Here is a 24,843-nt window from a genome sequence, read left to right on the forward strand (position 1 = left end):
CGCAATGCGCGCCGCGGTGGGAGCGTTCGTGCTGATTGCGACGTTAGCCGTTTATACCTGTCTCGCGCCGCGAGTGGGCGCTTGGCAGGCCGCTCCGTTGACGCTCGCCGTCGCAGCACTGCTCATGCTCTGCGCGGCGAGGCATGACGCGGCGCAGGCCATCGCGCTGCATGTCGCGATGGGCGAGATTTCCGCCTGGAACCACGCGGGTGAGTTGCTCGCGCGGGGCCGCATGGTCGGTTGCGCGCAGTGGAGCGGCCGTTTGCTGGTGCTTGAGCTCGATCCCGAGGGTGGTCGAAGGCGCGGCCTCATGCGCGCACCGACGGGTCGCAGGCGCTCCCTGCTGCTCGCCGCGGACGCGCTGCCGTCCACTGTTTTCCGCGAACTTTCCGTGCTGGGCCGACGTGCGGCCGGCGCCTGACTGTAACGACTGTAACCGCTGTTACCGTAGTAACGTGCCCTCACGAGGGGGACGCTACAATGGTCCCCCGCCATGCGCCCTATAGTTAACGGATTTATCAGGTGAGCGAAAAAGAAATTGATCAGGTGCTGGTCGAGCGCGTCCAGAAGGGCGACAAGGCCGCGTTCGAGCTTCTGGTCTCCAAATACCACCGCAAGATTCTCCGGCTGATCTCGCGTCTCGTGCGGGACCCCGCCGAAGTCGAAGACGTCGCGCAAGACGCTTTTATCAAGGCGTATCGCGCGTTGCCGCAGTTTCGCGGCGAGTCGGCGTTTTATACGTGGTTGTACCGGATTGCGGTCAATACCGCGAAGAACTACCTTGCCACCCAGGGCCGGCGCGCGCCGACCTCGACCGAAGCGGATGCTGAAGAAGCTGAAACTTTCTCCGATGCCGACCAACTAAGGGATATCAACACACCTGAGTCGATGTTGATGAGCAAGCAGATCGCAGAGACGGTCAATGCTGCGATGGCGGTTTTACCGGAAGAATTGCGCACCGCCATTACTCTCCGAGAAATTGAGGGTTTGAGTTACGAGGAAATCGCCGAGATGATGGGTTGCCCGATTGGCACAGTCAGATCACGAATTTTCCGCGCTCGCGAAGCCATTGCGGCAAAATTGCGACCGTTGCTTGACACACCCGAAGGCAAGCGTTGGTAGACGTTTCCGAACGTCCAGCTGGCTTGGCGGGGCAGCGGTGCAATATCTGGATTAGTGGTGTCACTACGGGGTATTTGGAAGATGGAGAGCATCATGGGGTCGGTCTCGATGCAATCGCAAGCAGGCTCGCACGGCGAGCGTCTGTCCGCTTTCGTCGACGGTGAGTTGTTCGGCGAAGAGCATCTGAATCTGGACAAGTTTCTTGCGGAGCTGGGCGGCGATGATCGCGCTGCCTGGTCGAGCTACCACCTGATCGGCGACGCGCTACGTTCCGACGATCTGGCAGTCAGCCCCGCACGGAGCAGTGCCTTTCTGAGCGGGTTTGCCGCGCGTCTTGAAAGCGAGCCGCATGTGCTGGCGCCCGCCGCCGCGTCTGCATCGGTCGCGCGCCGCCTGCTCGGGCTGCGCCGGAGAGTCGTGCCGGCTCTTGCCGTCGCTGCCGCGGCCGCTACGTTGACCTGGATCGTCGTGCCGCAGCTGCAGGGCGTGCCGGGTGGACCGGGTGCCCAACTCGCTTCGCTCCAATCGCACGGCGACGCGGTGCAGCGTGTCGCCATGGCCTCGGTGCCCGCGCAAGACTCCAACATCATTCGCGACGCGAGCCTCGATCAGTACCTCGAAGCTCATCAGCAATTCGCGCAACAACCGGCGATGGCAGGCTCGATGCCGGTGATTCGCGCTGCCTCAGTCTCCACGCAGGGCCAATAGTTTGATGCAGACTCCGCGGTTCAATAAAACGACTATCTGGGGGCGGTTGCCAGCATTTCTGTTCTGCGCAGCCGTGTTGTTGTCCGCTACGCCGCGGGTCTTCGCACAAGACGATCCTGCCGTCGCCCGTCGCACGGCCGCGGAACTGCTCGATCGCATCCATCAGGCCGCCCAGCAGCAGAACTACGAGGGCGCGTTCGTCTATCAGCGCGGCAGTTTCGTGCAGACGTCGCGCATCGCACATTACTCCACGCGTACGGACGGCGAGTTCGAGCAGCTCGAAAGCCTCGACGGCAAGCCGCGCAAAATGCTGCGTCACAACGACGACATGTACACGTTCTTGCCGGAGCGGCGTATCGTGGTCTTCGAAAAACGGCAGAACAAGGACTCATTCCCTGCGCTGCTGTCGGTGAACGGCGAGCAGGTGCTGTCCGTCTACGAGCCGAAGATGCTTGACGACGACCGCGTCGCGGGCGTCGACAGCCTCGTGATGGAACTCGATCCGAAAGACGCGTACCGCTTCGCATACAAGCTGTGGGCAGACAAAAAGTCCGGTCTGCTGTTGCGCGCGCAGACGCTCGACCCGAGCGGTCAGGTGCTCGAGCAGTTGTCGTTTTCGCAGGTCCGCATCGGCGTGCCGGTCGACAAGACGGGCATCGTCAACGGTATCCGCAATCTCACGGGCTGGACGGTAGTGCGTCCGCCAGTCGAGCCGGTCGACATGGCCGCGCAGGGTTGGCACATCATGCCGTCGGTACCGGGCTTCCATATGATCCGCCAGTTGCGTCGTCCGATGGCGTCGCGCGAGGCGGGGCAGCCTCCGATCCCGGTCGACCAGGCCGTGTTTTCCGACGGCCTCGCAGCGATTTCGGTGTTCGTCGAGCCCGTCGAGAAAAATACGCGTAAGGAAGGCACGGGCGATAGCGGCGCGACGCACGTACTGGTCAAGCGTCAGGGCGACTTCTGGATTACCCTGCTCGGTGAAGTGCCCCAAACCACATTGCAGCAGTTCGCGTCTGCCATAGAATACAAAGCTCCGAAGTAACCCTTCCGAATCCTGAAATCCCTCGGCTTGCTACGATATGACGACTTTCTCGGTGCGCAAATTCCTCGCGGCCGTAGTGGTGGTGGCGTGTTTGCCGCTTGTGCCGCATATGGCATCGGCGGCTCCCGCTGCCAACCTGCCCGACTTCACCGACCTCGTCGACAAGGTCGGCCCGGCGGTCGTCAACATTCGCACGACAACGCGCGTGTCGAACGGTAGTTCCCGCGGCGGCCTGCCGCCGGGTATGGACGACGGCGACATGTCGGAGTTCTTCCGGCGCTTCTTCGGGATTCCGTTGCCACAGTCACCGCAATCGCCGCACGGGGGTGATAACGGGGGCGGCGGCGGTAGTGGCGGCAGCCCGGATTCACCGGACAACTCGGACGCCGAACAGAACAGCGGGGTAGGCTCGGGCTTCATCCTGTCGGCGGACGGCTACGTGATGACCAACGCGCACGTCATCGACGACGCGGACACGATCTACGTGACGCTGACCGACAAGCGCGAATTCAAGGCGAAGCTGATCGGCGTCGACGACCGTACCGACGTCGCGGTCGTGAAGATCAACGCGTCGAACCTGCCGACCATCACGATCGGCGACTCGAACAAGGTGCGTGTCGGCGAATGGGTCGTCGCGATCGGTTCGCCGTTCGGTCTCGAAAACACGGTGACTGCCGGTATCGTCAGCGCGAAGGGGCGCGACACCGGTGACTACCTGCCGTTCATCCAGACTGATGTGGCCGTCAATCCGGGCAATTCGGGCGGTCCGCTGATCAACATGCAGGGCGAGGTGATCGGCATCAATTCGCAGATCTATAGCCGCACCGGCGGGTTCATGGGCATTTCGTTCGCGATTCCGATCGACGAGGCGATGCGCGTGGCCGATCAGCTGAAGAGTTCGGGCAAGGTGGTGCGCGGCCGCATCGCGGTGGCGATTGGTGAAGTGACGAAGGACGTCGCCGAGTCGCTCGGTTTGCCGAAGGCGCAGGGCGCGCTTGTGAGCAGCGTGGAGCCGGGCGGACCCGCCGATAAGGCTGGCGTGCAGCCGGGCGACATCATCCTGAAGTTCAACGGTCATTCGGTCGACACGGCGACGGACCTGCCGCGCATGGTCGGCGATACGAAGCCGGGCACGAAGACGTCGATCACGATCTGGCGCAAGGGTCAAACGCGCGAACTGCCGGTCACGATCGCAGAAATGCAGCCGGACAAGGTCGCGAAGGCGGATCAGAAGAAGCCGCAAGCGCCGAAGCAGCGCGCGACCAACGCGCTCGGCATCGCGGTCAGCGACATTCCCGCCGATCAGCAGAAAGCGCTGAAGATTCAGAACGGCGTGCAGATCGACGCGGTCGACGGTCCGGCCGCGCGTGTCGGGCTCCAAAAGGGCGACATCATCCTGCGGATTGGCGATACGGATGTGACGAGCACGAAACAGTTCGACGAGCTGACCTCACACCTCGATTCGCAGAAGATGGTCGCGTTGCTGGTTCGTCGCGGCGACAACACGCAGTTCGTGCCGATTCGTCCGCGCAGCGCGCAGAAATGACGAAGACGGCATCGCTCACGCTCTATGGGCGCGCGTGGTGCCATCTGTGCGAGGACATGCGCGCTGCGCTCGAGCCAATGCTGGCCGAGTTCGGAGCGCAGCTGGCGGTGATCGACGTCGACAGCGATCCGTTGCTCGAAGCGCGTTACAACGAGTTGGTGCCGCTGCTGGTTTGCGATGGCGTCGAACTGTGCCACTACCATCTCGACGAAGCGCCCGTGCGGGCAGCATTGGCTGCACATGCGTCGCGTGTCGCGGCGGCATCCTGATACGCACCCGCGCGGCATCTGGTTTCGCGCGATCCATGCGCATTTTTGCCGCGGCTCACTGCGATGCGCGCGGTAATTTTCTCGCATCCTCTACGCCGTCTTGAGGCCCGCGCTTCGCAAGATGCGCCGGCCGATGGGCTTTTCGGCTAAAATAGATAAGATTTTCACCTACTTACAAGGCGTGCTCCGCTATTGTCCGGGGCGCGCCTTTTCGCTTGATCGGCACTGAATGGATCATATTCGTAACTTCTCGATCATCGCGCACATCGACCATGGCAAGTCGACGCTCGCCGATCGCATCATCCAGATTTGTGGCGGTTTGTCCGACCGCGAGATGGAAGCTCAGGTGCTCGACTCGATGGATCTCGAGCGCGAGCGCGGCATTACCATCAAGGCGCAAACCGCCGCGTTGTCGTATCGCGCGCGCGATGGGCAGCTCTACAACCTGAACATGATCGACACCCCGGGGCACGTCGACTTCTCGTACGAAGTCAGCCGCTCGCTGTCCGCGTGCGAAGGCGCGCTGCTCGTCGTCGACGCGAGCCAGGGTGTGGAGGCGCAAACCGTCGCCAATTGCTACACGGCCATCGAACTCGGCGTCGAAGTGGTGCCGGTGTTGAACAAGATCGATCTCCCGGCGGCGAACCCCGAAAACGCGATCGCCGAAATCGAGGACGTGATCGGCATCGACGCGACCGACGCGACGCATTGCAGCGCGAAAACGGGCCTCGGCGTCGAAGACGTGCTCGAAGCGCTGATCGCGAAAGTGCCGCCGCCGAAGGGCGATCCGCAAGCGCCGCTGCAGGCTCTCATCATCGACTCGTGGTTCGACAACTACGTCGGCGTCGTGATGCTGGTGCGGATCGTCAACGGCACGCTGCGTCCGAAGGACAAGATCCGGCTGATGGCAACCGGCGCGCAGTATCCGGTTGAACATATCGGCGTGTTCACGCCGAAGTCGAAAGATCTCGAATCACTGTCGGCGGGGCAGGTGGGCTTCATCATCGCCGGCATCAAGGAACTCGCGGCGGCGAAGGTCGGCGACACGGTTACGCTCGTGAACCAGCCGGCGGCCGTGCCGCTGCCGGGTTTCAAGGAAGTGAAGCCGCAGGTGTTCGCGGGTCTGTATCCGGTCGAAGCGAATCAGTACGACGCGCTGCGCGATTCGCTCGAAAAGCTGAAGCTGAACGACGCGTCGCTGCAGTACGAACCGGAAGTGTCGCAGGCGCTCGGTTTCGGTTTCCGCTGCGGCTTCCTCGGTTTGTTGCACATGGAAATCGTGCAGGAACGTCTCGAACGTGAGTTCGACATGGACCTGATCACGACGGCGCCGACCGTGGTCTATGAAGTCCTGCAGCGCGACGGCACGACCCTGATGGTCGAGAATCCGGCCAAGATGCCGGAGCCGTCGAAGATCGAGGAAGTGCGCGAGCCGATCGTCACCGTGAACCTGTACATGCCGCAAGACTACGTCGGCGCGGTGATCACGTTGTGTACGCAGAAGCGCGGCAACCAGATCAACATGCAGTATCACGGTCGTCAGGTTCAGCTTACGTACGAAATTCCGATGGGTGAAGTCGTGCTCGATTTCTTCGACCGTCTGAAGTCGATTTCGCGCGGTTATGCGTCGATGGATTACGAGTTCAAGGAATACCGCGCGTCGGACGTCGTGAAGGTCGACATGCTGATCAACGGCGACAAGGTCGATGCGCTGTCGGTTATCGTGCACCGTTCGCAAAGCCAGTACCGCGGCCGCGAAGTGGCTGCGAAAATGCGCGAGCTGATTCCGCGTCAGATGTACGACGTAGCGGTTCAAGCCACGATCGGTTCGAACATTATTGCGCGCGAAAACATTAAAGCGTTGCGTAAGAACGTGCTGGCAAAATGCTACGGCGGTGATATCACGCGTAAGAAGAAGCTGCTTGAAAAGCAGAAGGCGGGCAAGAAGCGAATGAAGCAGGTGGGCTCGGTTGAAATCCCGCAAGAGGCTTTCCTCGCTATTCTGCGTGTCGAAGACAAATAAGTTGAATAACGGAACCCTATGAATTTTGCGTTGATTCTTTTTGTGCTCGTCGTTTTGACGGGTGTCGCATGGGTCGCGGACAAACTGGTTTTCCTGCCGAAACGGCGCCGCGAGGCGGAAGCCGCAGTCGCCGAATTCGATCGTCAGCAGGCACGCATCGGCGAGCGTTTCGCCGATGAAAACGCCGCGCAAACGCGCGCGCGTCTGCGCGACGACAAGCTGCGTCAGCCGTGGTGGCTCGAATATACGGCGAGCTTTTTTCCGGTGATTCTGGTGGTGTTCGTCGTGCGCTCGTTCGTGATCGAGCCGTTCAAGATCCCATCGGGCTCCATGGTGCCGACGCTGCTGGTGGGCGACTTCATCCTCGTCAATAAATTCGAATATGGTCTACGTTTGCCGATTACCAACACGAGGATCACGCAGGGCAGTCCGGTCCATCGCGGCGACGTGGTGGTGTTCCGTTATCCGAAAGACGAATCGGTCGACTACATCAAGCGCGTCATTGGTCTGCCCGGCGACGTGATCGAGTATCAGGACAAGAAACTCACGATCAACGGCAAGCCGGTGCCTGAAACGCCGTTGCCCGATTATCTCGACGAAGAGCGTCTCGGTTATGCGAAGCAGTTCCAGGAAGATATCGACGGCCGCAAGAACGCGATTCTGAATAATCCGGCGGTGCCGCCGTTCATCGTTGGTGCGGAAGATTATCCGTATCGCGACAACTGCCAGTACAACGCGCGTGGCGTGATCTGCAAAGTGCCGCCGGGCAATTTGTTCATGATGGGCGATAACCGCGACAACAGCGCGGATAGCCGGTACTGGGGTTTTGCGCCTGAACGCAATATCGTCGGCCGCGCATTTTTCATCTGGATGAACTTCAGCGATCTGCGGCGCATCGGCCCTTTCCAGTGAGTCGCGTGCATTGATCGCTTCATGAGCGCTTCTCAGACGCCGCGCGAATAACCAGCACCCGGTTATCTCGGTCGCGGCGTGTTGTCATGCTACTTTAAGAACTCGCGGTAACGTCGTTTCACCACGCTTTTTCCGCTGGCGCCCCGTGTTTCCGCCGGGTCAGGCGCCCGCGTTATACTCTGCCCATGCCCCTATCTCCGTTGGAAAGCCGTTTGCGCTACGAATTTCGCAATGCGGAATTGCTGCGCCAGGCTCTAACACACCGCAGTCATAGCTCCACGCATAACGAACGGCTCGAATTTCTCGGCGACTCTGTTCTGAATTGCGCGGTGGCTGCGCTTTTGTTCCAACGTTTCGGCAAACTCGACGAAGGCGACCTGTCTCGCGTGCGCGCCAATCTGGTCAAACAGCAGTCCCTCTACGAGATTGCTCAGGCACTCAATATTTCGGAGGGCCTGCGCCTCGGCGAGGGCGAGTTGCGCAGCGGCGGCTTCCGCCGCCCGTCGATCCTCGCGGATACGCTCGAGGCGGTGCTCGGTGCGATATTTCTGGACGGCGGATTCGAGGCTGCGCAGACGGTCATCAAGCGCCTTTACGTACCGATTCTCGACCATATCGACCCACGCACGCTTGGCAAGGACGCGAAGACGCTGCTGCAGGAGTATCTGCAAGGCCACAAGATCGCGTTGCCTACTTATACGGTCGTCGCCACGCATGGTGCGGCGCACAATCAGCAGTTCGAAGTGGAATGTACGGTGCCGAAGCTGGACGTCAAGGTGTCTGGCTCCGGCGCGAGCCGTCGCGCGGCGGAGCAGGCGGCCGCAAAGAAGGCGCTCGACGAAGTGATGGCCGCGGCGCCTGCCGTGGTCGCGAAGCCGAAGCGCTCGAAGGGCGCACGTGCCGCGAAAAATGCCCTGCAGGAAATCGTGCCGGGCGTGACCGGCGTACAGGCCGCACTGGATTTGCGCACACCGGATCGCAAGAGCGCGCGCGGTGAAGGGCGCGCGGCTGTCGCGCTGGAAGCGCACGCCGACAAACCTTCCGTGGAAAAATCAGCCGCTGAAAGACCGGCGACCGAGCGTGCCGCGCCGGGTGCCGCCGGTGCGCCGTTGGCTGTAATTCGTGCCGCGCATGTGGAGTACAGCGGACAGGACAAGCCGGAGCGCGCCGAAAAGTCCGAAAAGACGGAGAGGGCCGACAAGGTTTCGATCCACGCGGGCGAGAAACCTGTCGACAAGCCGGCCGAAAAACCCGCAGCGGACCAAACCCCCGACCTCAAAGCCGACACGCCGTCACACGCTCGCAGCGCAGACCGTCAGCGCAGCCGCGAGGCCGCGCCGGGGACTGCTGCGTCGAGCGTGACCGCCGCGCCCGCGTCGGTTGTCTCGGTGCCCCCGGCACCTGCCGAACACGAACCCGGCGTCGCCGACGCGGTGCAAACGCGCGTCGCCGACGCGGGCCATTGATTGCCATCGGCGTGCGCGTCGCGCGCGCCGAACTGAACCTGCCGTAGTCCGAATATGAACGCTCCCACTCCCACTGGTTTTCGCTGCGGCATGGTCGCGATCGTCGGCCGCCCGAATGTCGGCAAGTCCACGCTGATGAACGCGCTGGTCGGCCAGAAAGTCAGCATCACGTCGCGCAAGGCGCAGACCACGCGCCATCGCATTACCGGCATCAATACGCTCGAAGACGCCCAGTACATCTTCGTCGACACGCCCGGTTTTCAGACCAAACACAGCGGCGCCCTGAACCGCTCGCTGAATCGCGCCGTTACGTCGACGCTGACCTCGGTCGACGCGATCCTGTTCGTCATCGAAGCAGGCCGCTTCGGCCCTGACGACCAGAAGGTACTCGATCTGATCCCGGCGAAGGTCCCGACGCTGCTGATCGCGAACAAGCTCGATCGCGTGTCGGATAAAGACTCGCTGTTCCCGTTCATGCAGCAGATGAGCACGCTGCGCGAGTTCAACGAGATCGTGCCGCTGTCGGCGAAAAATTCCGACGACATCAAACGTCTGATGGCCACCGTCAAGCCGTTCCTGCCGGAAGGCGAGCCGATCTACGGCGAGGACGACCTGACCGATCGCAGCGAGCGCTTCCTTGCCGCCGAAATCCTGCGCGAGAAAGTCTTCCGCTGGACCGGCGACGAGCTGCCGTACACGAGCACCGTGCTGATCGAGAAGTTCGAAACCGAAGGGCGGCTGCGCCGTATCTTCGCGACGATCCTCGTCGATCGCGACATGCACAAGGCGATGATCATCGGCCAGAAGGGCGCGAAGCTGAAGCAGATCAGCACCGAGGCTCGCCTCGACATGGCAAAGCTGTTCGACGGGCCGGTGTACCTCGAAACCTTCGTCAAGGTGAAGAGCGGCTGGGCCGACAACGAAGCCGGGCTTCGTGCGTATGGGTACGAATGACGCGTGGATGACGCTCAATTCAGACGAGGCTTCGGATCAGCCGGAGCACGAACCGTCTCAGCCCGCGCGTAGCGCGAGGAAATCGTCGGCCGACGCAAAAAGCCCAAAAAGCGCGAAAAGCGCACCCGCCGACGATGGCGAGCCACGCAAAACGCCGGCGCGCCGCGCGCCGCGCACCTCCACATCCGAATATCGGATCACCGAGCAGCCCGCGTTCGTGCTGCATAGCTATCCGTATCGCGAGACCAGCCTGATCATCGACGTGCTGTCGCGCGATCACGGCCGTCTCGCGCTGGTCGCAAAGGGCGCGAAGCGCCCGCACTCCGCGCTGCGCGGCGTGCTGCAAACGTTCCAGCCGCTGTCGCTCGCGTGGTCGGGCAAGTCCGAAATGCGCACGCTGACCGGCGCCGAATGGGTCGGCGGCATGCTGCCGCTGACCGGCGACGCGTTGCTGTGCGGTTTCTACGTCAACGAACTGCTGGTGCGGTTCTGCGCGCGCGAAGACCCGCATCCTCAGTTGTTCCATCACTACGTCGTCACGCTGACGCGGCTCGCGCACGATGAGCCGCCGGTGCAGGTGCTGCGCTCGTTCGAACGCGTGCTGCTACGCGAGACCGGTTACGCGATGGCGCTCGACCGCACGGTCGCACGCAAAGCGGTGCTCGCCGACGGCCGCTACGTGTTCGATCCCGAGCGCGGGGTACGCGAGGCATCGGACGAATGGCCCGCGCAGTGGCCGGTAGTGACGGGACAAACCTTGCTCGATATGGAAAAGGACGATTACCATCGAGCGCAGACCGTCGCGCAAAGCAAAACGCTGATGCGCTTCCTGCTCAACACCTATCTCGGCGGCGCGCCGCTTGCCACCCGCCAGATCCTGATCGACCTGCAAAACCTATGAGCTTCTTCCTGACTTCGCCGACCGCGATCGATCTCGGCGTGAACATCGACCACGTCGCCACGCTGCGCAACGCGCGTGGCACGTCCTATCCCGATCCGATCCGCGCCGCGCTGATGGCCGAAGAAGCCGGCGCCGACGCGATCACGCTGCATCTACGCGAAGACCGCCGGCATATCGTCGACGCCGACGTGCACAAGTTGCGTCCGCTGCTGAAAACGCGCATGAATCTCGAATGCGCGGTCACGCCGGAAATGCTCGACATCGCGTGCGCAGTGCAACCGCACGACGTCTGCCTCGTGCCGGAAAAGCGCGAGGAGCTGACGACCGAAGGCGGTCTCGACGTCGCCGGACAGTTCGAGGCGGTGCGCGCCGCATGCAAGCAACTGGCGGACGCGAGCTCGCGCGTGTCGCTCTTTATCGACCCCGAGGAGACGCAGATTCGCGCCGCGCACGAAGCCGGCGCGCCGGTGATCGAGCTGCACACAGGCCGTTACGCGGAAGCTCATGATCCCGCGGAACAGCAGCGCGAATACGAGCGCATCGTGCGAGCAGTCGAATTCGGCGCGACGCTCGGCCTCAAAGTGAACGCGGGCCACGGCCTGCACTACACGAACGTGCAGCAGATCGCGGCGATCGACGGCATCGTCGAACTCAACATCGGCCATGCGATCGTCGCGCACGCGATCTTCGCGGGCTGGGACAACGCGGTGCGCGAGATGAAGGCGATCATGGTCGCCGCGCGTCTCGGCGCGCGCGCGTAACGCAACCTGGCGATGGACGCACGCATGGCAATCTACGGAATCGGCACCGACATCGTTCAGGTCAGCCGCGTAGCAGCGGTGATGACTCGCACCAATGGCCGTTTCGCGGAGAAGGTGCTCGGTCCCGACGAACTGCGCGTGTACCACGCGCGCCACGCCCGTTCGGCGGCGCGCGGTCTCGCGTTTCTCGCGACGCGCTTCTCGGCGAAAGAGGCGTTCTCGAAGGCAATCGGCCTCGGCATGCACTGGCCGATGAGCTGGCGCGCGCTGCAAACGCTGAACCGGCCGAGCGGCGAGCCGATGGTGGTCGCCTCTGGCGAGCTGGCCGACTGGCTCGACGCGCGCGGCATCACGGCGCGCGTGACGATCAGCGACGAGCGCGACTACGCGGTGTCGTTCGTGATCGCGGAGACGCAGCGGCCGGGCGATACGGAAGGTTCGTTGGCGTCGTCGGCGTCGCGGGCTTCGTCCGCCCGTTCCGCCACAGAATGAAAAGGTTGAGCGCGGCCGCTGGCGGTCGCGTTTGTGTTGTCTCACAGTCCTTTCCAGCGGAATTCGATGAAAACCACACCCGGACCGGTGATGCTCGACGTGGTCGGCAAAACGCTGAACCGCGATGACAAAAGGCGTCTCGCTCACCCGATGACCGGCGGCGTGATCCTGTTCGCGCGCCACTACGAGAGCCGCGCGCAACTGGTCGGGCTGACCGATGCCATCCGCGCGATTCGCCCGGATCTGCTGATCGCCGTCGATCACGAAGGCGGCCGCGTGCAGCGCTTTCGCACCGACGGCTTCACGGTGCTGCCGTCGATGGGTAAGCTCGGCGCGCTGTGGGACCAGGACGTGCTGCACGCGACCAGGGTGACGACCGCGGTCGGCTATATCCTCGCCGCGGAACTGCGCGCGTGCGGTATCGACATGAGCTTCACGCCGGTGCTCGACCTCGACTATGGACACTCGCAGGTGATCGGCGATCGCGCGTTCCATCGCGATGCGCGCGTGGTCGCGCTGCTCGCGAAGAGTTTGAACCACGGCCTCGCGCTCGCCGGCATGAGCAATTGCGGCAAGCATTTTCCAGGGCACGGATTCGCGCAGGCAGATTCGCACGTCGCGATGCCCGTCGACGAACGCCCGATCGAAGAAATCCTCGGCAACGACGTCGCGCCGTACGACTGGCTCGGTCTGTCGCTTGGCGCGGTGCTGCCCGCGCACGTCGTCTATCCGCGGGTCGATGCGAAGCCGGCCGGCTTCTCGCGCATCTGGTTGCAGGACATCCTGCGCGGCAAGCTTGGCTTCGAAGGCGCGATCTTCAGCGACGATCTGTCGATGGAAGCCGCGCGCCAGGGCGGCACGCTGACCGAAGGTGCGCAAGCGGCCCTGCAGGCCGGCTGCGACATGGTGCTGATCTGCAACCAGCCGGACGAAGCGGAGAAGGTGCTCGACGCGCTGCGCGTCACGCCGGCGAGGGAATCGCAGCGGCGGCTGAAGCGCATGCGGCCGCGCGGTAAAGCGCTCACGTGGAGCAAGCTGATGGCCGAGCCACGGTACGCCGAAGCGCAGAGGCTGCTGCGCAGTACGTTTGCATAAAAGGAAATGGCGCCTTGAAGCAATTCAAGGCGCCATTTTTTATCAGCTTCGAACGGTGCGAGCCGCCGTCAAGCTTTGCTTGACAGCCGCAGCACGCGCGATCCGATCGCTCAGTTCAAGCGCATGCGCTGCAACTTGTTGTACAGCGTCTTCGGGCTGATCCCCAGCAACGACGCCGCGCGATGCCGCGTGCCGCCGACCGCGTCAAGCGTCGCGCGAATCAGCATTTCTTCGACGTCCGCGAGGGGCGTACCGACGGTCACCTGCACGCGACTGCCGTTCAGATCGCGGCCGTTCGCCGTGCTGGCTTCGTCGGCGCGCAACGACTCGATCACGTCGCCCGATGCCTGATAAGCGCGCCGCACGCGCTCCTGCAGTTCGCGCACGTTGCCCGGCCAGTCGTACGCGAGGCATTCGCGCAGGAAATTCGGCGCCGCCTGCTTCGCGACCTCGGCCGTACCGCGCGCGGTCGCTTCCACATTCAGTTCGTCGACGGCTGCCTGCGCAATCAGCAGCGGATCTTCACCACGCTCGCGCAGCGGTGGCAGCATGACCGCGGCGGCTTCGAGGCGCAGCGAGAGGTCCTGATGCAGGGAGCCGTCCGCGACCGCCGCGCGCGGCGACTTGCGCGTCGACGCGATGAGCCGGAAGTCGGTCACGATCTGGCTGGTACCGCCCACGCGCATGAAGGTCTGCGAATCGAGCGCGCGCAACAGCGCTTCCTGCTGCGTGCGCGGTAGCTCGGTGATTTCGTTGATGAACAACGTGCCGCCGCTCGCCTGTTCGAAGAGGCCCGGCTCGCGCTGCTCGGCGCCGCCGAACGCTCCGCGTTCGTGACCGAACAGCATGCTGTCGAGCGAGCGATTGAGCCCGCCCGCGGTCGCGCCGCGGCAATCGAACGTGACGAACGGGCCTTTGCGGCGGCGGCTCATGTCGTGCAGCGTGCGCGCGGCGATCTGCTTGCCGGTGCCAGCCTCGCCGGAGATCAGCACCGCGGCTTCTGTCGGCGCGAGACGCTCGATCGTGTCGTACACGTGCTGAATGGCGCCGCTGCGACCGAGCATCGAGCCGAAGCGCCCAAGCTGACGCAGCGCCGCGCGCAGCGCCTGGACCTCCTCGGTCAGCTCATAAGGCCGCGGAATGCGCGCGAGCAGGCTGCGCAGGCGCGGAATGTTGACCGGCTTCAGCAGATAGTCCCAGATACCGTGCCGCAAGCCCTCGATCGCACTCTCGACGGTCGCATTGCCGGTCATCACGATCACCGGAAGCGCGCCGCCCGGCGGATGCGCGGGCAAATGCTGCAACAGATCGAGGCCGCTGCCGTCCGGCAGATTCAGGTCGACGAGCACGACGTCGGGGATGAAGCGCGTCAATGCGCCGCGGGCCTCGGCGAGCGTGGTCGCGGTGTCGACTGAAAAGCCGTCGGCGGCGAGGATTGCCGACAGACCGGACAGGCTATTGGGATCGTCTTCAACAATCAGGGCGTGTGGCATGGCGAGCGCAATTTTATGAATGGGTTGAATGCCCGGTGCGCCGCCAACGCTGATGGCGCGCACCACGGACTCTGGGGGCTCGATGACAGGGCTAAACGAACGGTCCCTGGGCGATGAAAAAACGACAGCCGCCGGCACTGCGCCTTGAGTCACGCGGGCCGGCGCCTGTAGTTCCTTCACTGGTCCTGTCAGAAATCCCGGTTGCTATCGAAAAACCGGCGCACTTCGAGTTCCGCCTGTTCACGGGTTTTGCCATAGCGTTCTTGAATCAGACCAGCGAGCTTGTCGGCCCGGCCTTCGGCCTTGGTCAACTCGTCGTCCGTCAGTTCGCCCCATGCGGTCTTCGCCTTGCCGATCATCTGTCTCCATTTACCTTCCGCGATGTCGTTGTTCATGGTGCCTCTCCCAGGAGTGGAAAATGAGCGATACTCGCGTAACTCTCTCCACCTAGCAGAGATCGTGCCAAAGAGCGTGGACGAAATCGATCAAGGGCTTGCCGCGCGCTCAACGCGAAATCCGGATGTCGCGATGGTAATTTTGAGAAATTTGCCGGTAAAGTTTTCCTAAACCATACACGGCGCGACAGAAAAGAAAAAGCGCCCAAAAATTGAGCGCTTTTTGTGCAGGCCGGCAGGGCGCCGGTGCTGGCGGGGTGACGCAGGCGGGCGCTTAGGCGCGGCTGCGGTACTCGTGCGTACGCGTGTCGATTTCGATCTTGTCGCCGATGTTGCAGAAGAGCGGCACTTGCAGTTCGAAGCCGGTGTTCAGCTTGGCGTTCTTCAGCACCTTGCCCGACGACGTATCGCCCTTGATGGCCGGTTCCGTGTAGATGATTTCGCGAACCAGCGTGGTCGGCAGTTCGACCGAGATCGCCTTCTCGTTGTAGAACACGACTTCGCAAGCCATGCCGTCTTCGAGGTAGTGCATCGCGTCGCCCATCATTTCGGCTTCGACTTCGTACTGGTTGTAGTCGGCGTCCATGAACACGTACATCGGGTCGGCGAAGTACGAGTACGTCACTTCCTTGCGCTCGAGCACGACGACGTCGAACTTGTCGTCCGCCTTGTACACGGATTCCATGCCTGCGCCGGTCAGCAGGTTCTTGAACTTCATCTTGACGACGGCGGAGTTACGGCCCGATTTGTTGTACTCGGCCTTTTGCACGACCATTGCGTCTGCGCCGATCATCACGACGTTGCCGGTGCGGAGTTCCTGTGCGGTCTTCATAAAACTGTCCTGTACGAGATAAATAGCTTAACTGTTGCTCAACGGCATACGGCGCAAGCGGCTTCGGCGTTTCGCCCACCGCCTGCCGCGCGCCGCGTGAAGCGGCCGCGCAGCCCCGATGCGTGAAACGGGATCGGCTCGCGGCGAAAACCCGGGGGCGTGATGCCTCGGCGTTCCACCTGTCCGTTACCTGATTTTTACCCTGTTCGGGCGTGTACACGAGTGGCGCCGATCTGCAACACGCCCAAACATACGTCCCTTTTTTGACATTCGCGTGCCCGACCGGAAGATTGGGACGCGTGCTGTGTTTTTCGCGGGGACCGGTCAGACGGGCTGACCATGGGGTAGTTGGTCTAATCGGGCCGCGCTTGCGTCGTCGGCCGTTGGATAACCGCTTATTTTAACTGAGTTTTTGCGAACGAGGTCAGATTTCCGGCGAGATCGCCGACTTGCGCGAGTTCGACCGCCCAGCCAGCGGCGCGCCGTTTCAGGGCCGGATAGTGGCGCTGGAATTCCGCCCAGTCCGGCTGACCAGCGCCGTTCCACGCGTGCCAGAAGCGCTCGAGCGCGGCGCGCGCGTCAGCTGGGAGCGTGCGGGTGTAGTGCGCAAGTGCGGCGTCGAGCTTTGGCAGATGGGCGTCGTCGGCCTGCGGGTAGATGTGCCAGACGAACGGCTTGGCGGCCCACTGCGCGCGCACGAACGAGTCCTCGCCGCGTACGAAATTGACGTCGCTCGCCCAGAGCAGTGCGTCGTAGCCAGGCTGTTCGGTGAACGCGAGCGCGTGCGCGCTGAGGTTGCCGAGCGTCGCATGGGTGCCCGCTGCAAACGACGGTAGGCCGAAAAAGCGCGCCAGCGCGCCGGAAATGCGTCCTTCGGGCACCAGCAGCACGATCGGGCTTGCGTTGTCGCGCCATTGTTCGAGCAGGCTGTCGACCGCCGGGTTTTCGTAGGCGAACAGCGACACGACCGTCGCGTCGGCGGGCGGCGGCGCGTGGCCCGTGACGTTGCGCCACCAGTCGGTGCGCGCGGCGGGCGATGCTTCGAACGCGGCGCGCGCCGCGTCGAGATCGCGCTCCTTCAGGACGCCACCGGTGCCGGGGCCGAGTCCGGGGAAAAAGAAGGTCTTGCTGAGTGCGTAGCGCGGATGCGGCGACGGCCGCAGATGAAAATCGGCGATCCAGTCCTCGGCGCTCAGATATTCGAGGTTGAACCAGAGCGGCACGCTCGTTCGCTCTGCCATCGCCGCGATATAGACGGGCGGCAGTTCGCAGGCGAACGCCTCGATCACGACGTCGGCGACTTCGAGCGTATCGCCAACATGGGACGGCTCGTGCCAATGCTCGACGACGATGCCGTCGAGCGTCTGCCGCGTACGCTCCAGCTCGAGCGACGGGCACAGCCTCCTGAACGCATGCAGATCGTCGACGAACACGCGCACCTGCCAGCCGTGCTCGCGCGCGAGTTGGCGCGCAAGGCGCCAGCACACGCCGATGTCGCCGAAGTTGTCGATCACCGCGCAGAAGATATCGCAGGCGATCGGGTTGGCAGGGGCGGCGGGTGATCCGGAATCGGGCGCGACGGAGGACATGGCGGCTCGGCTGGCTCGGTGACTCCGGCGAACGGAGCTGGTTCGAACGAACGCGGAATGTTCTAAACTGGCGATTCTAAAGCCTCGCTCGCGATCGCGCGCGCCCTTTGTCCGCCATGCGGGCCGCATCGGCGACACGCGACATGACCCCCGGCGCACGATGCCGGGCACCCGGCGGCGCAATCGGTGCAATCGGTGCAATCAGTGCAATCGGTGCAAGCGGCGAGGCAGCGCGAGACAGTCCCACCCCAATCGATCCCGCATGACCGAACCCGAAGCCAGCGACGCCCCCGACACCTTCGAGCCGAAGACAGTGCTCGCCCAACTGCCGCATCTGCCCGGCGTCTACCGCTATTACGACACGAGTGGCGCGGTGCTCTACGTCGGCAAGGCGCGCGATCTGAAGAAGCGCGTATCGAGCTACTTCACGAAGACCCAGTTGTCGCCGCGTATCGCGATGATGGTCACGCGCATCGCGCGCATCGAGACCACGGTCACGCGTTCCGAGGCCGAGGCGCTGCTGCTCGAAAACAATCTGATCAAGGCGCTCACGCCGCGTTACAACATCCTGTTTCGCGACGACAAGTCGTATCCCTATCTGAAGCTGACCGGCCACAAGTTTCCGCGCATGGCCTATTACCGCGGCTCGGTCGATCGCAAGAACCAGTACTTCGGCCCGTTCCCGAGCGCGTGGGCGGTGCGCGAGAGCATCCAGATCCTGCAGCGCGTGTTCCAGCTGCGCACCTGCGAAGACTCGGTGTTCAACAACCGCACGCGGCCGTGTCTGCTGCATCAGATCGGCCGTTGCACGGCGCCGTGCGTCGCGAACATCAGCGAGGAGGATTACGCGCGCGACGTCGCCAACGCGTCGCGCTTTCTGCTCGGCCGCCAGGGCGAGGTGATGAAGGAGCTCGAGCAGAAGATGCATGCGTTCGCGAGCGAGCTGAAGTTCGAGCAGGCCGCGGCGGTGCGCAACCAGATGAGTTCGCTGTCGACGGTGCTGCATCAGCAGGCAATCGAAGTCGGCAGCGACAGCGACGTCGACATTCTCGCGGTAGTCGCGCTGGGCGGCCGCGTGTGCGTGAATCTCGCGATGGTGCGCGGCGGACGACATCTCGGCGACAAGGCGTACTTTCCCGCGCACGTGGAGAGCGCGTTGACGGCGGAGGAAGGCGGGCTCGAAGAAGACGGCGATCAGGACGATGCATCGGCGGATGCGCGAGCGGTCGCGCCATCGGCCGTGGCGGCGAGCGCCTCGGCCGATGCGCTCGCGATCGCTCAGGACATGCCGTCGGAAGACGAGGACGCCGATGATAGTGAAGAAGACGCGATCGACGAGGCTGCCGAAGCGACCCCGGACGCCGTCAGCGACGAAGGCGCGGACGAAGGCGCAGACGGGAACGTGGAGTCCGGCCCCGCGGCGAAGCGCCGCAAAAGCCGCGCGCCAGGTGGCATCGAATCCGAAGTGCTCGAAGCGTTCATCGCGCAGCATTACCTCGGCAATCGCGTGCCGCCGGTGCTGGTGGTCAGCCACGCGCCGGCGCGCGAACTCGTCGACGTGCTGATCGAGCAGGCGGGCCACAAGGTGACCGTACTGCGTCAACCGCAAGGACAGCGGCGCGCGTGGCTCGCGATGGCCGAGCAGAACGCGCGGCTCGCGCTCGCGCGCCTGCTCTCCGAGCAGGGCTCGCAGCAGGCGCGCACGCGCGCGTTGACCGACACGCTCGGCATGGAGTGCGACGACCTCGCGCATCTGCGCATCGAATGCTTCGACATCAGTCACACGATGGGCGAGGCGACGCAGGCGTCATGCGTCGTCTTTCACCACCACAAAATGCAGTCGTCCGAGTATCGCCGCTACAACATCGCCGGCATCACGCCCGGTGACGATTACGCGGCGATGCGCCAGGTGCTCACGCGCCGCTACGAAAAGATGGTCGCGCAGGCCGCCGCGAATGCGAGCGACGAAGCCGCCGAATCGCAAAGTGACGCGGCCGCCGATCCCGCGCTCGCCGCCGATGCCGCCGAGCCGGCCGCGGCCGGCGGCGTGCTGCCGACCATCGTGCTGATCGACGGCGGCAAGGGGCAGGTGGAGATCGCGCGGCAGGTGTTCACGGAGTTGGGGCTCGATACTGGCATGCTCGTCGGCGTCGCGAAGGGCGAGGGGCGCAAGGTCGGTCTCGAGACGCTGATTTTCGCGGACGGCCGCACGCCGCTCGAACTCGGCAAGGAAAGCGCCGCGCTGATGCTGGTTGCGCAGATCCGCGACGAAGCGCATCGTTTCGCGATCACTGGCATGCGCGCCAAACGCGGCAAGACGCGCCAGACCTCGCGGCTCGAAGAACTCGAAGGCGTAGGGGCCAAGCGGCGTCAGCGCCTGCTGGCGCGCTTTGGCGGCTTGCGCGGCGTGGTGGCCGCGAGCGTAGAGGATCTCGCGAGCGTCGAAGGCATTTCGCAGGCGCTCGCCGAGCAGATCTACCGGCAACTGCATTGAATTGGCGGGCCGCGCCGGGCTGTGATCGGAACGACGGTTCGTCGGACCCGCGGCGTCGCGCTGCGGATGCGCTGGCTGCGAACCACGCGCCGGGGGCGGCTCGCTTGCCGCCCCCGCGCGGCCATGCCTGGGCGCGCTTGCTTGTGGCAGGCCCTGTGACACGGCACAATTGCAACTCACTCGTCAGACGCTGCGCCTGCCCCATGCCGTTTAATTTCCCGATATTCCTGACCTGGCTGCGGATCGTGCTGATTCCGCTCGTCGTCGGTGTGTTCTATTTGCCCGACATGATGATGAGCCCTGCGCACCGCAATCTCGCGGCTGCGACGATCTTCATTCTGGCGGCGCTCACCGACTGGTTCGACGGCTTTCTGGCCCGCAAATGGAATCAGACCTCGGCATTCGGCGCGTTTCTCGATCCGGTCGCCGACAAGCTGATGGTGACCGCGGCGCTGCTCGTGCTCGTGCAACTCACGCGGATCGATTCCGCGATCGCGCTCGTGATCGTCGGACGTGAAATCGCGATCTCGGCCCTGCGCGAATGGATGGCGCAGATCGGTGCGTCGAAGAGCGTCGCGGTGAACTCTCTCGGCAAGTTCAAGACCGCTTGCCAGATGGTCGCGATTCCGATGCTGCTGTTCTATGGCCCGCTGCCGCTCGGTGGCGGCGTGACGGTCGACACGCGCGTGTGGGGCCTGTGGCTGATCTATCTGGCTGCGTTCCTGACGATCTGGTCGATGCTGTACTACATGAAGCTCGCGTGGCCGCAGATTCGCGAGCGCGGCGGCATTGCGTGACGGTGTGAATAGAAGAGCACGGGGGGCGCAAAAGTGTGTTCGAACCCCGCACTACTACGAGAGAAATATTTTCTCTAAAACAGACGGGCAAAGGGGTTGACACGTTTCAGTCGATTCTCCATAATTTCGTTTCTCCGATTCACGCAACGCGAAACACCGGAGACGCAGTAAAGCAGTAGCGGTAAAATGCAGCACAACGCGGGAATAGCTCAGTTGGTAGAGCGCAACCTTGCCAAGGTTGAGGTCGCGAGTTCGAGCCTCGTTTCCCGCTCCAGTATTCGAAGCATCGCGTTGTTTGGCGAAGTAAAAAAGCAGCGCGGTGAAGCAGTTCAATGCGGGAGTAGCTCAGTTGGTAGAGCGCAACCTTGCCAAGGTTGAGGTCGCGAGTTCGAGCCTCGTCTCCCGCTCCATACATCAGGGGAAGCAGCGCTTCCCTTTTTGTTTGGAAGGCCGCTCGTTCTGAACTTCCAGAGCTTCGGTTCTTCTGGTAATCACCAGATAAATCTGCGAACCCGTGTCCAGGTTCCAGTCCGCTTGCGGCGCGATAGCAAAGCGGTTATGCAGCGGCCTGCAAAGCCGTTTAGGCCGGTTCGACTCCGGCTCGCGCCTCCAGTCTTTGATGTAAAGCGAAAGCCCCGACTTGTCGGGGCTTTTCGTTTTTCTGTTCCTCTCTTCGCCAGCCTTGTCGATCGTCGTCATCAAGGTGAGCGGAGCGGTCGATCCGACTGCGTGCCGCAGACGTTCCTCCGAATCGATCAGAAATTGAGCGCGGATTTAATCGACTGCACGGCAGCGGTGTTCAGGAAGCAGTAGTTCTCTTGCAGCGTACCGCCGGACATATACATCGACGAGCGAGAGAGGGCCATCGGGCTGGAACCAGACGCACGAGCAGGTGACGGTGCTGCGGGCGACGCCATCGCACATCTATTTCGAATCGAAGATCTCGGGTTCGACGCAGGCGCCACGCGAAGTGATCGCCGGAGCGGACTGGAGCCGCGAGCGCAGCGTGAGCGGCACCGATACAGTCGTGAACCGGCCGTTCGCGTTTCCGTTGTCGCCGGGTAAGAGCTGGACGGTCGAATACGCCGGGCAGCATTCGAACCGGGTATTCGCTTCGCAGAAGTGGGACTCGCAGTATCGGGTGGTCGGGACGGAAACCGTCGAAGTGGCCGCCGGCAAATTCCAGGCGATCAAGATCGAAGCCGAAGGCGACCGGGTCGCGCAACTTGAGCCGCGGCAGACGGTCACGCAAGTCACCCAGGTCGAGCAGGGCGACACCGCGATGATCACGCATGCGCAGAAACTCGGTCCTGTTCAGGCGACGGGACGCACGTATAAAGCGTTTTGGTATGTGCCGGAAGTCGGCCGTTGGGCGAAATCGGTGGAAGAGTATTACGGCAGCAATGGCGTGAGAAACGAGCGCTATACGACCGAACTCGAGTCGTTTAAAAAGAGCGGGCAATAATCGGGTTCAGGCGTTTGATGCGTTCCCGCATTCATTGGGGCAGCGCATTCCGCTCAACGGCGTGTCCGGCGCGCGCACGGGAAGGGCAACGCACGCCGGCGCGCCTCATCCGGGCCGGGCGATAGAATCGCACCATCGTCATCGCCCGTTTTCATTGAAGCCGCATGTATTTCCAACTCACCGGCACTCAGGTCCGCCTGCTCGGCTCGATGCATCTGTTTCCCGCGACGAGCCGTCGAACGCCGCCATGGGTCGCCGAAGCCTATGACTGGGCCGACGCGCTCGTATTCGAGTCCGACCCAGCAACGATCCTGCCGTTTCTCAAAGCCGACGCACACCCCGACGCCGCGCAACTGCGGCCCCGGATGCGCGACGAAGCCTGGACGCAACTGCAGGCGCTGTGGCCGACCGATGGCCTGCTCGCGCCGCTTGAAACACTGCGTCCGTGGGCCGCGCTGATCGTCGCGCCGACGCTGCTGCAGCAGGTCGTCGAGGGTGTCGAGCCGCGCATGTTGCGCTCGGCGCTCGCGCAGGCGAAGCCGTATCGCTATCTCGAGTCCGCGCGGGACGTCGCAGTCGCGCTCGAATCGATTCCGCTCGAAGCCATTGCCGCGGCGCTCGACATGCTGATGGCCGACCGCGGCGAACCGCAGCGCACGCTCGAACGGATGCACGCGGCGTGGCTGGAGGGCGATCTGCACGCGATACAGCAAATCGCCGTCGAATCGCCGATGTTCAATCTGGCCGGCATCCGTCAGGCGATTCTCGACGTGCGCAATCGCGCGTGGGCCGCGCGGCTGAGCGAGTTGCTGGACGTTCGCGAGCGCACGCTGGTGGTCGTCGGCGCGCTGCATCTATGCGGCCCCGGCAATCTCCCCGACTGTCTCGCGCGACCCGTGCAAGCGGTCCTCTGAACGCGTGCGCGGCTTTCGCGGCTGAATACAGCCGTGTCGACCGCCCGGATGCCAGGCCTGCGCATGCTCGATGACGAGGCGCGCGGCATAATTGCGGATCGTTGCCCGCGCTGTCGCGCATTGACCCTGAAAGCTACCGATGACTGAACCGCAACACACCGCCGTCGCGCGGCTCGCCCAGCTCGAATGGCGCTGGAAGCCGTTCGGGAACCTCACGAGCGTCGAAGTCTATGAGATGCTGGCCGCCCGCAGCGCGGTGTTCGTCGTCGAACAGAACTGCGTGTATGGCGACATCGATGGGCTCGACGTCGAAGCCTGGCATCTGCTTGCGTATGGCACCGGCGACGGTGCGGCGCTGCCGCCGTTGGCCGGCTATCTGCGCGTGTTGTTGCCCGATGCGGCGGATGCCGATGTGCGCATCGGCCGGGTGTTGACGACCGCGCCGTTTCGCGGCATCGGTTTCGGCAATGCGATGCTCGAACGCTCGCTCACGCAAATCCGTGCGCAGTGGCCCGATACGCCGATCCGTCTGCACGCGCAGGCGCATCTGCAAGGCTTTTACGGTGCGTTCGGCTTCGAGCCGGTCTCGGAGGTTCACGACGAAGACGGCATCCCGCATGTGTGGATGCGCGCGCTGTGAACCCGAACGGGTCAGCGGGGCACGTTCGTGGTCGTCGACGCCGCATGCGTGAGCCCGCGCGCCGCTTTTGCACGCCGCTCGGCGCGCAGGCGTCCGCGAGACGACAGCCGCATCCAGTGACGCAGCGCGATCAGCGCGCCGACCACGCTCATCATCGAACCCGGAATCCATAGCAGGAGCCCGCCGATCTGCTGATCGCGCATCGGGCTCAGCCACGTGAACGCGCGGCCGCAGATCGAGTAGATCGGATACAACTCGTGCGTCGTAAAAAAGATGAATGCGCCGAGAACGATCTGCGGCGGAATCGCCGCGATCACGACGAGCACGCGCTTGCCCGGAGACAGACGCGCGGGCGGCGCCGGACGCGGATCGAGTACGAGCCACCAGAACAGCAGGCCGTCGATCGCCATGCTCCAGTTCATTACGCGATAGAGCCGCCAGTCGAGCATCGCGACGAAATGGATCGGCGACAGCAGCCAGAAATAGATCAGCCCGACGAATAGCGTGACCGCGACGACCGGGTGCATGACGACGTCGAGCGCCATGCGCACGAGCGGTGTTTGCAGCGCGGGCCGCACGAAGCGCTGTCGCCAGCGCAACGGAATTCCCGCGCGCAACGCCGCGCCCGGATACGACAGCGCAATGAAGAACGGCCCGAGATGATGCAGCACCAGATGCTGCAAGCGATGCATGAAGAATTCATGCTCGAAGAAATAATCGAGCCGCGTATGCAGCACGACATACAGCGCGACCAGCCCGAACCAGAATGACAGACGCCGCGCGAACGACAGCCGCGCCTTGCGTGCGCCGCGCACGAACAGGATCGCGGGGATCAGCAACGCGATCACGACGGTCGGCGAAAACTCCCAGGGATCGAGCCAGTAGAGCAGGTTCATGGCGATGGCGCGTGCGGTGGCGGCGGCCCGTCGT

24 protein-coding genes and 3 tRNA genes are annotated in these 24,843 nt (G+C 63.5%); 22 read left to right on the plus strand and 5 right to left on the minus strand.

What is annotated here, in order from left to right:
* The first annotated feature begins 28 nt into the window (after positions 1-28).
* The 14 genes from HDG33_RS13740 to nagZ all read left to right on the plus strand — a co-directional run bounded on the left by HDG33_RS13740 (position 29) and on the right by nagZ (position 13,294).
* Positions 29-421 carry a hypothetical protein gene (locus tag HDG33_RS13740; RefSeq protein ID WP_409259013.1) on the plus strand — a complete coding sequence of 131 codons (393 nt, stop codon included), beginning with the start codon at positions 29-31 and terminating at the stop codon, positions 419-421.
* A 101-nt stretch (positions 422-522) separates the two neighbouring features.
* Positions 523-1,122 carry an RNA polymerase sigma factor RpoE gene (rpoE, locus tag HDG33_RS13745; protein ID WP_006051939.1) on the plus strand — a complete coding sequence of 200 codons (600 nt, stop codon included), beginning with the start codon at positions 523-525 and terminating at the stop codon, positions 1,120-1,122.
* A gap of 93 nt (positions 1,123-1,215) precedes the next feature.
* Positions 1,216-1,830 carry a sigma-E factor negative regulatory protein gene (locus HDG33_RS13750; RefSeq protein ID WP_184028053.1) on the plus strand — a complete coding sequence of 205 codons (615 nt, stop codon included), beginning with the start codon at positions 1,216-1,218 and terminating at the stop codon, positions 1,828-1,830.
* 4 nt (positions 1,831-1,834) lie between these two features.
* Positions 1,835-2,875: a MucB/RseB C-terminal domain-containing protein gene (locus HDG33_RS13755; protein WP_184028056.1), complete on the plus strand. Its 1,041-nt coding sequence runs from the start codon at positions 1,835-1,837 to the stop codon at positions 2,873-2,875.
* A 37-nt stretch (positions 2,876-2,912) separates the two neighbouring features.
* Positions 2,913-4,421, plus strand: coding sequence for a DegQ family serine endoprotease (locus HDG33_RS13760; RefSeq protein WP_184028059.1), 1,509 nt, complete (start codon positions 2,913-2,915; stop codon positions 4,419-4,421).
* A complete protein-coding gene (locus tag HDG33_RS13765) occupies positions 4,418-4,690 on the plus strand; it encodes a glutaredoxin family protein (RefSeq protein ID WP_184028062.1) in 273 nt (90 codons plus the stop codon). Before HDG33_RS13760 ends, HDG33_RS13765 begins: the two co-directional genes overlap by 4 nt.
* Before the next feature lie 229 nt (positions 4,691-4,919).
* Positions 4,920-6,713, plus strand: a complete 1,794-nt coding sequence (gene lepA / locus HDG33_RS13770) for a translation elongation factor 4 (RefSeq protein ID WP_090801163.1) — start codon at positions 4,920-4,922, stop codon at positions 6,711-6,713.
* 18 nt (positions 6,714-6,731) lie between these two features.
* The gene (lepB, locus tag HDG33_RS13775; RefSeq protein ID WP_184028065.1) at positions 6,732-7,625 is read left to right on the plus strand and encodes a signal peptidase I; all 894 of its coding nucleotides are present in this window, start codon (positions 6,732-6,734) and stop codon (positions 7,623-7,625) included.
* Positions 7,626-7,810: 185 nt separating this feature from the next.
* Positions 7,811-9,091 (plus strand): ribonuclease III, encoded by a 1,281-nt coding sequence (rnc, locus tag HDG33_RS13780; RefSeq protein ID WP_184028068.1) that lies wholly within the window; start codon positions 7,811-7,813, stop codon positions 9,089-9,091.
* A 54-nt stretch (positions 9,092-9,145) separates the two neighbouring features.
* Complete coding sequence (gene era, locus HDG33_RS13785) at positions 9,146-10,045, plus strand: GTPase Era (protein ID WP_026225953.1); 900 nt, start codon at positions 9,146-9,148, stop codon at positions 10,043-10,045.
* Positions 10,032-10,946: a DNA repair protein RecO gene (gene recO, locus HDG33_RS13790; RefSeq protein WP_184028071.1), complete on the plus strand. Its 915-nt coding sequence runs from the start codon at positions 10,032-10,034 to the stop codon at positions 10,944-10,946. Before era ends, recO begins: the two co-directional genes overlap by 14 nt.
* Positions 10,943-11,707, plus strand: coding sequence for a pyridoxine 5'-phosphate synthase (gene pdxJ, locus HDG33_RS13795; protein ID WP_184028074.1), 765 nt, complete (start codon positions 10,943-10,945; stop codon positions 11,705-11,707). Before recO ends, pdxJ begins: the two co-directional genes overlap by 4 nt.
* A 24-nt stretch (positions 11,708-11,731) precedes the next feature.
* Positions 11,732-12,199 carry a holo-ACP synthase gene (gene acpS / locus HDG33_RS13800; RefSeq protein WP_184028086.1) on the plus strand — a complete coding sequence of 156 codons (468 nt, stop codon included), beginning with the start codon at positions 11,732-11,734 and terminating at the stop codon, positions 12,197-12,199.
* Between the two features lie 66 nt (positions 12,200-12,265).
* Positions 12,266-13,294 carry a beta-N-acetylhexosaminidase gene (nagZ, locus tag HDG33_RS13805; RefSeq protein WP_184028098.1) on the plus strand — a complete coding sequence of 343 codons (1,029 nt, stop codon included), beginning with the start codon at positions 12,266-12,268 and terminating at the stop codon, positions 13,292-13,294.
* Between the two features lie 110 nt (positions 13,295-13,404).
* On the opposite strand, the gene HDG33_RS13810 is transcribed toward nagZ, so the two are convergent.
* From HDG33_RS13810 to earP, 4 genes are all read right to left on the minus strand, one after another.
* Positions 13,405-14,787 (minus strand): sigma-54 dependent transcriptional regulator, encoded by a 1,383-nt coding sequence (locus HDG33_RS13810; RefSeq protein ID WP_184028109.1) that lies wholly within the window; start codon positions 14,785-14,787, stop codon positions 13,405-13,407.
* A 188-nt stretch (positions 14,788-14,975) separates the two neighbouring features.
* Positions 14,976-15,182, minus strand: a complete 207-nt coding sequence (locus HDG33_RS13815; RefSeq protein WP_090801149.1) for a CsbD family protein — start codon at positions 15,180-15,182, stop codon at positions 14,976-14,978.
* Positions 15,183-15,456: 274 nt separating this feature from the next.
* Positions 15,457-16,014 carry an elongation factor P gene (gene efp, locus HDG33_RS13820; protein ID WP_184028122.1) on the minus strand — a complete coding sequence of 186 codons (558 nt, stop codon included), beginning with the start codon at positions 16,012-16,014 and terminating at the stop codon, positions 15,457-15,459.
* A gap of 395 nt (positions 16,015-16,409) precedes the next feature.
* A complete protein-coding gene (earP, locus tag HDG33_RS13825; RefSeq protein ID WP_184028150.1) occupies positions 16,410-17,603 on the minus strand; it encodes an elongation factor P maturation arginine rhamnosyltransferase EarP in 1,194 nt (397 codons plus the stop codon).
* 262 nt (positions 17,604-17,865) lie between these two features.
* Between earP and uvrC the strand changes: the two genes are divergently transcribed.
* The 8 genes from uvrC (at position 17,866) to HDG33_RS13865 (ending at position 23,913) form a co-directional block, all read left to right on the plus strand.
* A complete protein-coding gene (gene uvrC, locus HDG33_RS13830) occupies positions 17,866-20,097 on the plus strand; it encodes an excinuclease ABC subunit UvrC (protein WP_184028158.1) in 2,232 nt (743 codons plus the stop codon).
* 203 nt (positions 20,098-20,300) lie between these two features.
* Positions 20,301-20,894, plus strand: coding sequence for a CDP-diacylglycerol--glycerol-3-phosphate 3-phosphatidyltransferase (gene pgsA / locus HDG33_RS13835; protein ID WP_062127799.1), 594 nt, complete (start codon positions 20,301-20,303; stop codon positions 20,892-20,894).
* Positions 20,895-21,092: 198 nt separating this feature from the next.
* Positions 21,093-21,168, plus strand: a tRNA-Gly gene (locus HDG33_RS13840).
* A 60-nt stretch (positions 21,169-21,228) separates the two neighbouring features.
* Positions 21,229-21,304 (plus strand) — tRNA-Gly (locus HDG33_RS13845).
* Positions 21,305-21,432: 128 nt separating this feature from the next.
* A tRNA-Cys gene (locus HDG33_RS13850) sits at positions 21,433-21,506 on the plus strand.
* Positions 21,507-21,786: 280 nt separating this feature from the next.
* Entirely contained in the window at positions 21,787-22,359 is a 573-nt protein-coding gene (locus HDG33_RS13855; RefSeq protein WP_260330420.1) for a hypothetical protein, read from the plus strand.
* 164 nt (positions 22,360-22,523) lie between these two features.
* Positions 22,524-23,273, plus strand: a complete 750-nt coding sequence (locus tag HDG33_RS13860) for a TraB/GumN family protein (protein WP_184028161.1) — start codon at positions 22,524-22,526, stop codon at positions 23,271-23,273.
* 139 nt (positions 23,274-23,412) lie between these two features.
* A complete protein-coding gene (locus tag HDG33_RS13865; protein ID WP_184028164.1) occupies positions 23,413-23,913 on the plus strand; it encodes a GNAT family N-acetyltransferase in 501 nt (166 codons plus the stop codon).
* Between the two features lie 11 nt (positions 23,914-23,924).
* On the opposite strand, the gene HDG33_RS13870 is transcribed toward HDG33_RS13865, so the two are convergent.
* Positions 23,925-24,809, minus strand: coding sequence for a cytochrome c oxidase assembly protein (locus HDG33_RS13870; protein WP_184028167.1), 885 nt, complete (start codon positions 24,807-24,809; stop codon positions 23,925-23,927).
* Between the last annotated feature and the right edge of the window lie 34 nt (positions 24,810-24,843).

It is taken from the genome of Paraburkholderia sp. Cpub6 (genome assembly GCF_014201065.1).
In the GTDB taxonomy this organism is placed as follows: Bacteria; Pseudomonadota; Gammaproteobacteria; order Burkholderiales; family Burkholderiaceae; genus Paraburkholderia; species Paraburkholderia tuberum.

Excerpts from the sequence above, each read along its gene's own strand:
- HDG33_RS13750 (WP_184028053.1), top strand. The coding sequence starts at position 1,216 with ATGGGGTCGGTCTCGATGCAATCGCAAGCAGGCTCGCACGGCGAGCGT.
- HDG33_RS13755 (WP_184028056.1), top strand. The coding sequence starts at position 1,835 with ATGCAGACTCCGCGGTTCAATAAAACGACTATCTGGGGGCGGTTGCCA.
- HDG33_RS13760 (WP_184028059.1), top strand. The coding sequence starts at position 2,913 with ATGACGACTTTCTCGGTGCGCAAATTCCTCGCGGCCGTAGTGGTGGTG.
- HDG33_RS13765 (WP_184028062.1), top strand. The coding sequence starts at position 4,418 with ATGACGAAGACGGCATCGCTCACGCTCTATGGGCGCGCGTGGTGCCAT.
- lepA (WP_090801163.1), top strand. The coding sequence starts at position 4,920 with ATGGATCATATTCGTAACTTCTCGATCATCGCGCACATCGACCATGGC.
- lepB (WP_184028065.1), top strand. The coding sequence starts at position 6,732 with ATGAATTTTGCGTTGATTCTTTTTGTGCTCGTCGTTTTGACGGGTGTC.
- rnc (WP_184028068.1), top strand. The coding sequence starts at position 7,811 with ATGCCCCTATCTCCGTTGGAAAGCCGTTTGCGCTACGAATTTCGCAAT.
- era (WP_026225953.1), top strand. The coding sequence starts at position 9,146 with ATGAACGCTCCCACTCCCACTGGTTTTCGCTGCGGCATGGTCGCGATC.
- recO (WP_184028071.1), top strand. The coding sequence starts at position 10,032 with ATGGGTACGAATGACGCGTGGATGACGCTCAATTCAGACGAGGCTTCG.
- pdxJ (WP_184028074.1), top strand. The coding sequence starts at position 10,943 with ATGAGCTTCTTCCTGACTTCGCCGACCGCGATCGATCTCGGCGTGAAC.
- acpS (WP_184028086.1), top strand. The coding sequence starts at position 11,732 with ATGGCAATCTACGGAATCGGCACCGACATCGTTCAGGTCAGCCGCGTA.
- nagZ (WP_184028098.1), top strand. The coding sequence starts at position 12,266 with ATGAAAACCACACCCGGACCGGTGATGCTCGACGTGGTCGGCAAAACG.
- HDG33_RS13810 (WP_184028109.1), bottom strand. The coding sequence starts at position 14,787 with ATGCCACACGCCCTGATTGTTGAAGACGATCCCAATAGCCTGTCCGGT.
- HDG33_RS13815 (WP_090801149.1), bottom strand. The coding sequence starts at position 15,182 with ATGAACAACGACATCGCGGAAGGTAAATGGAGACAGATGATCGGCAAG.
- efp (WP_184028122.1), bottom strand. The coding sequence starts at position 16,014 with ATGAAGACCGCACAGGAACTCCGCACCGGCAACGTCGTGATGATCGGC.
- earP (WP_184028150.1), bottom strand. The coding sequence starts at position 17,603 with ATGTCCTCCGTCGCGCCCGATTCCGGATCACCCGCCGCCCCTGCCAAC.
- uvrC (WP_184028158.1), top strand. The coding sequence starts at position 17,866 with ATGACCGAACCCGAAGCCAGCGACGCCCCCGACACCTTCGAGCCGAAG.
- pgsA (WP_062127799.1), top strand. The coding sequence starts at position 20,301 with ATGCCGTTTAATTTCCCGATATTCCTGACCTGGCTGCGGATCGTGCTG.
- HDG33_RS13860 (WP_184028161.1), top strand. The coding sequence starts at position 22,524 with ATGTATTTCCAACTCACCGGCACTCAGGTCCGCCTGCTCGGCTCGATG.
- HDG33_RS13865 (WP_184028164.1), top strand. The coding sequence starts at position 23,413 with ATGACTGAACCGCAACACACCGCCGTCGCGCGGCTCGCCCAGCTCGAA.
- HDG33_RS13870 (WP_184028167.1), bottom strand. The coding sequence starts at position 24,809 with ATGAACCTGCTCTACTGGCTCGATCCCTGGGAGTTTTCGCCGACCGTC.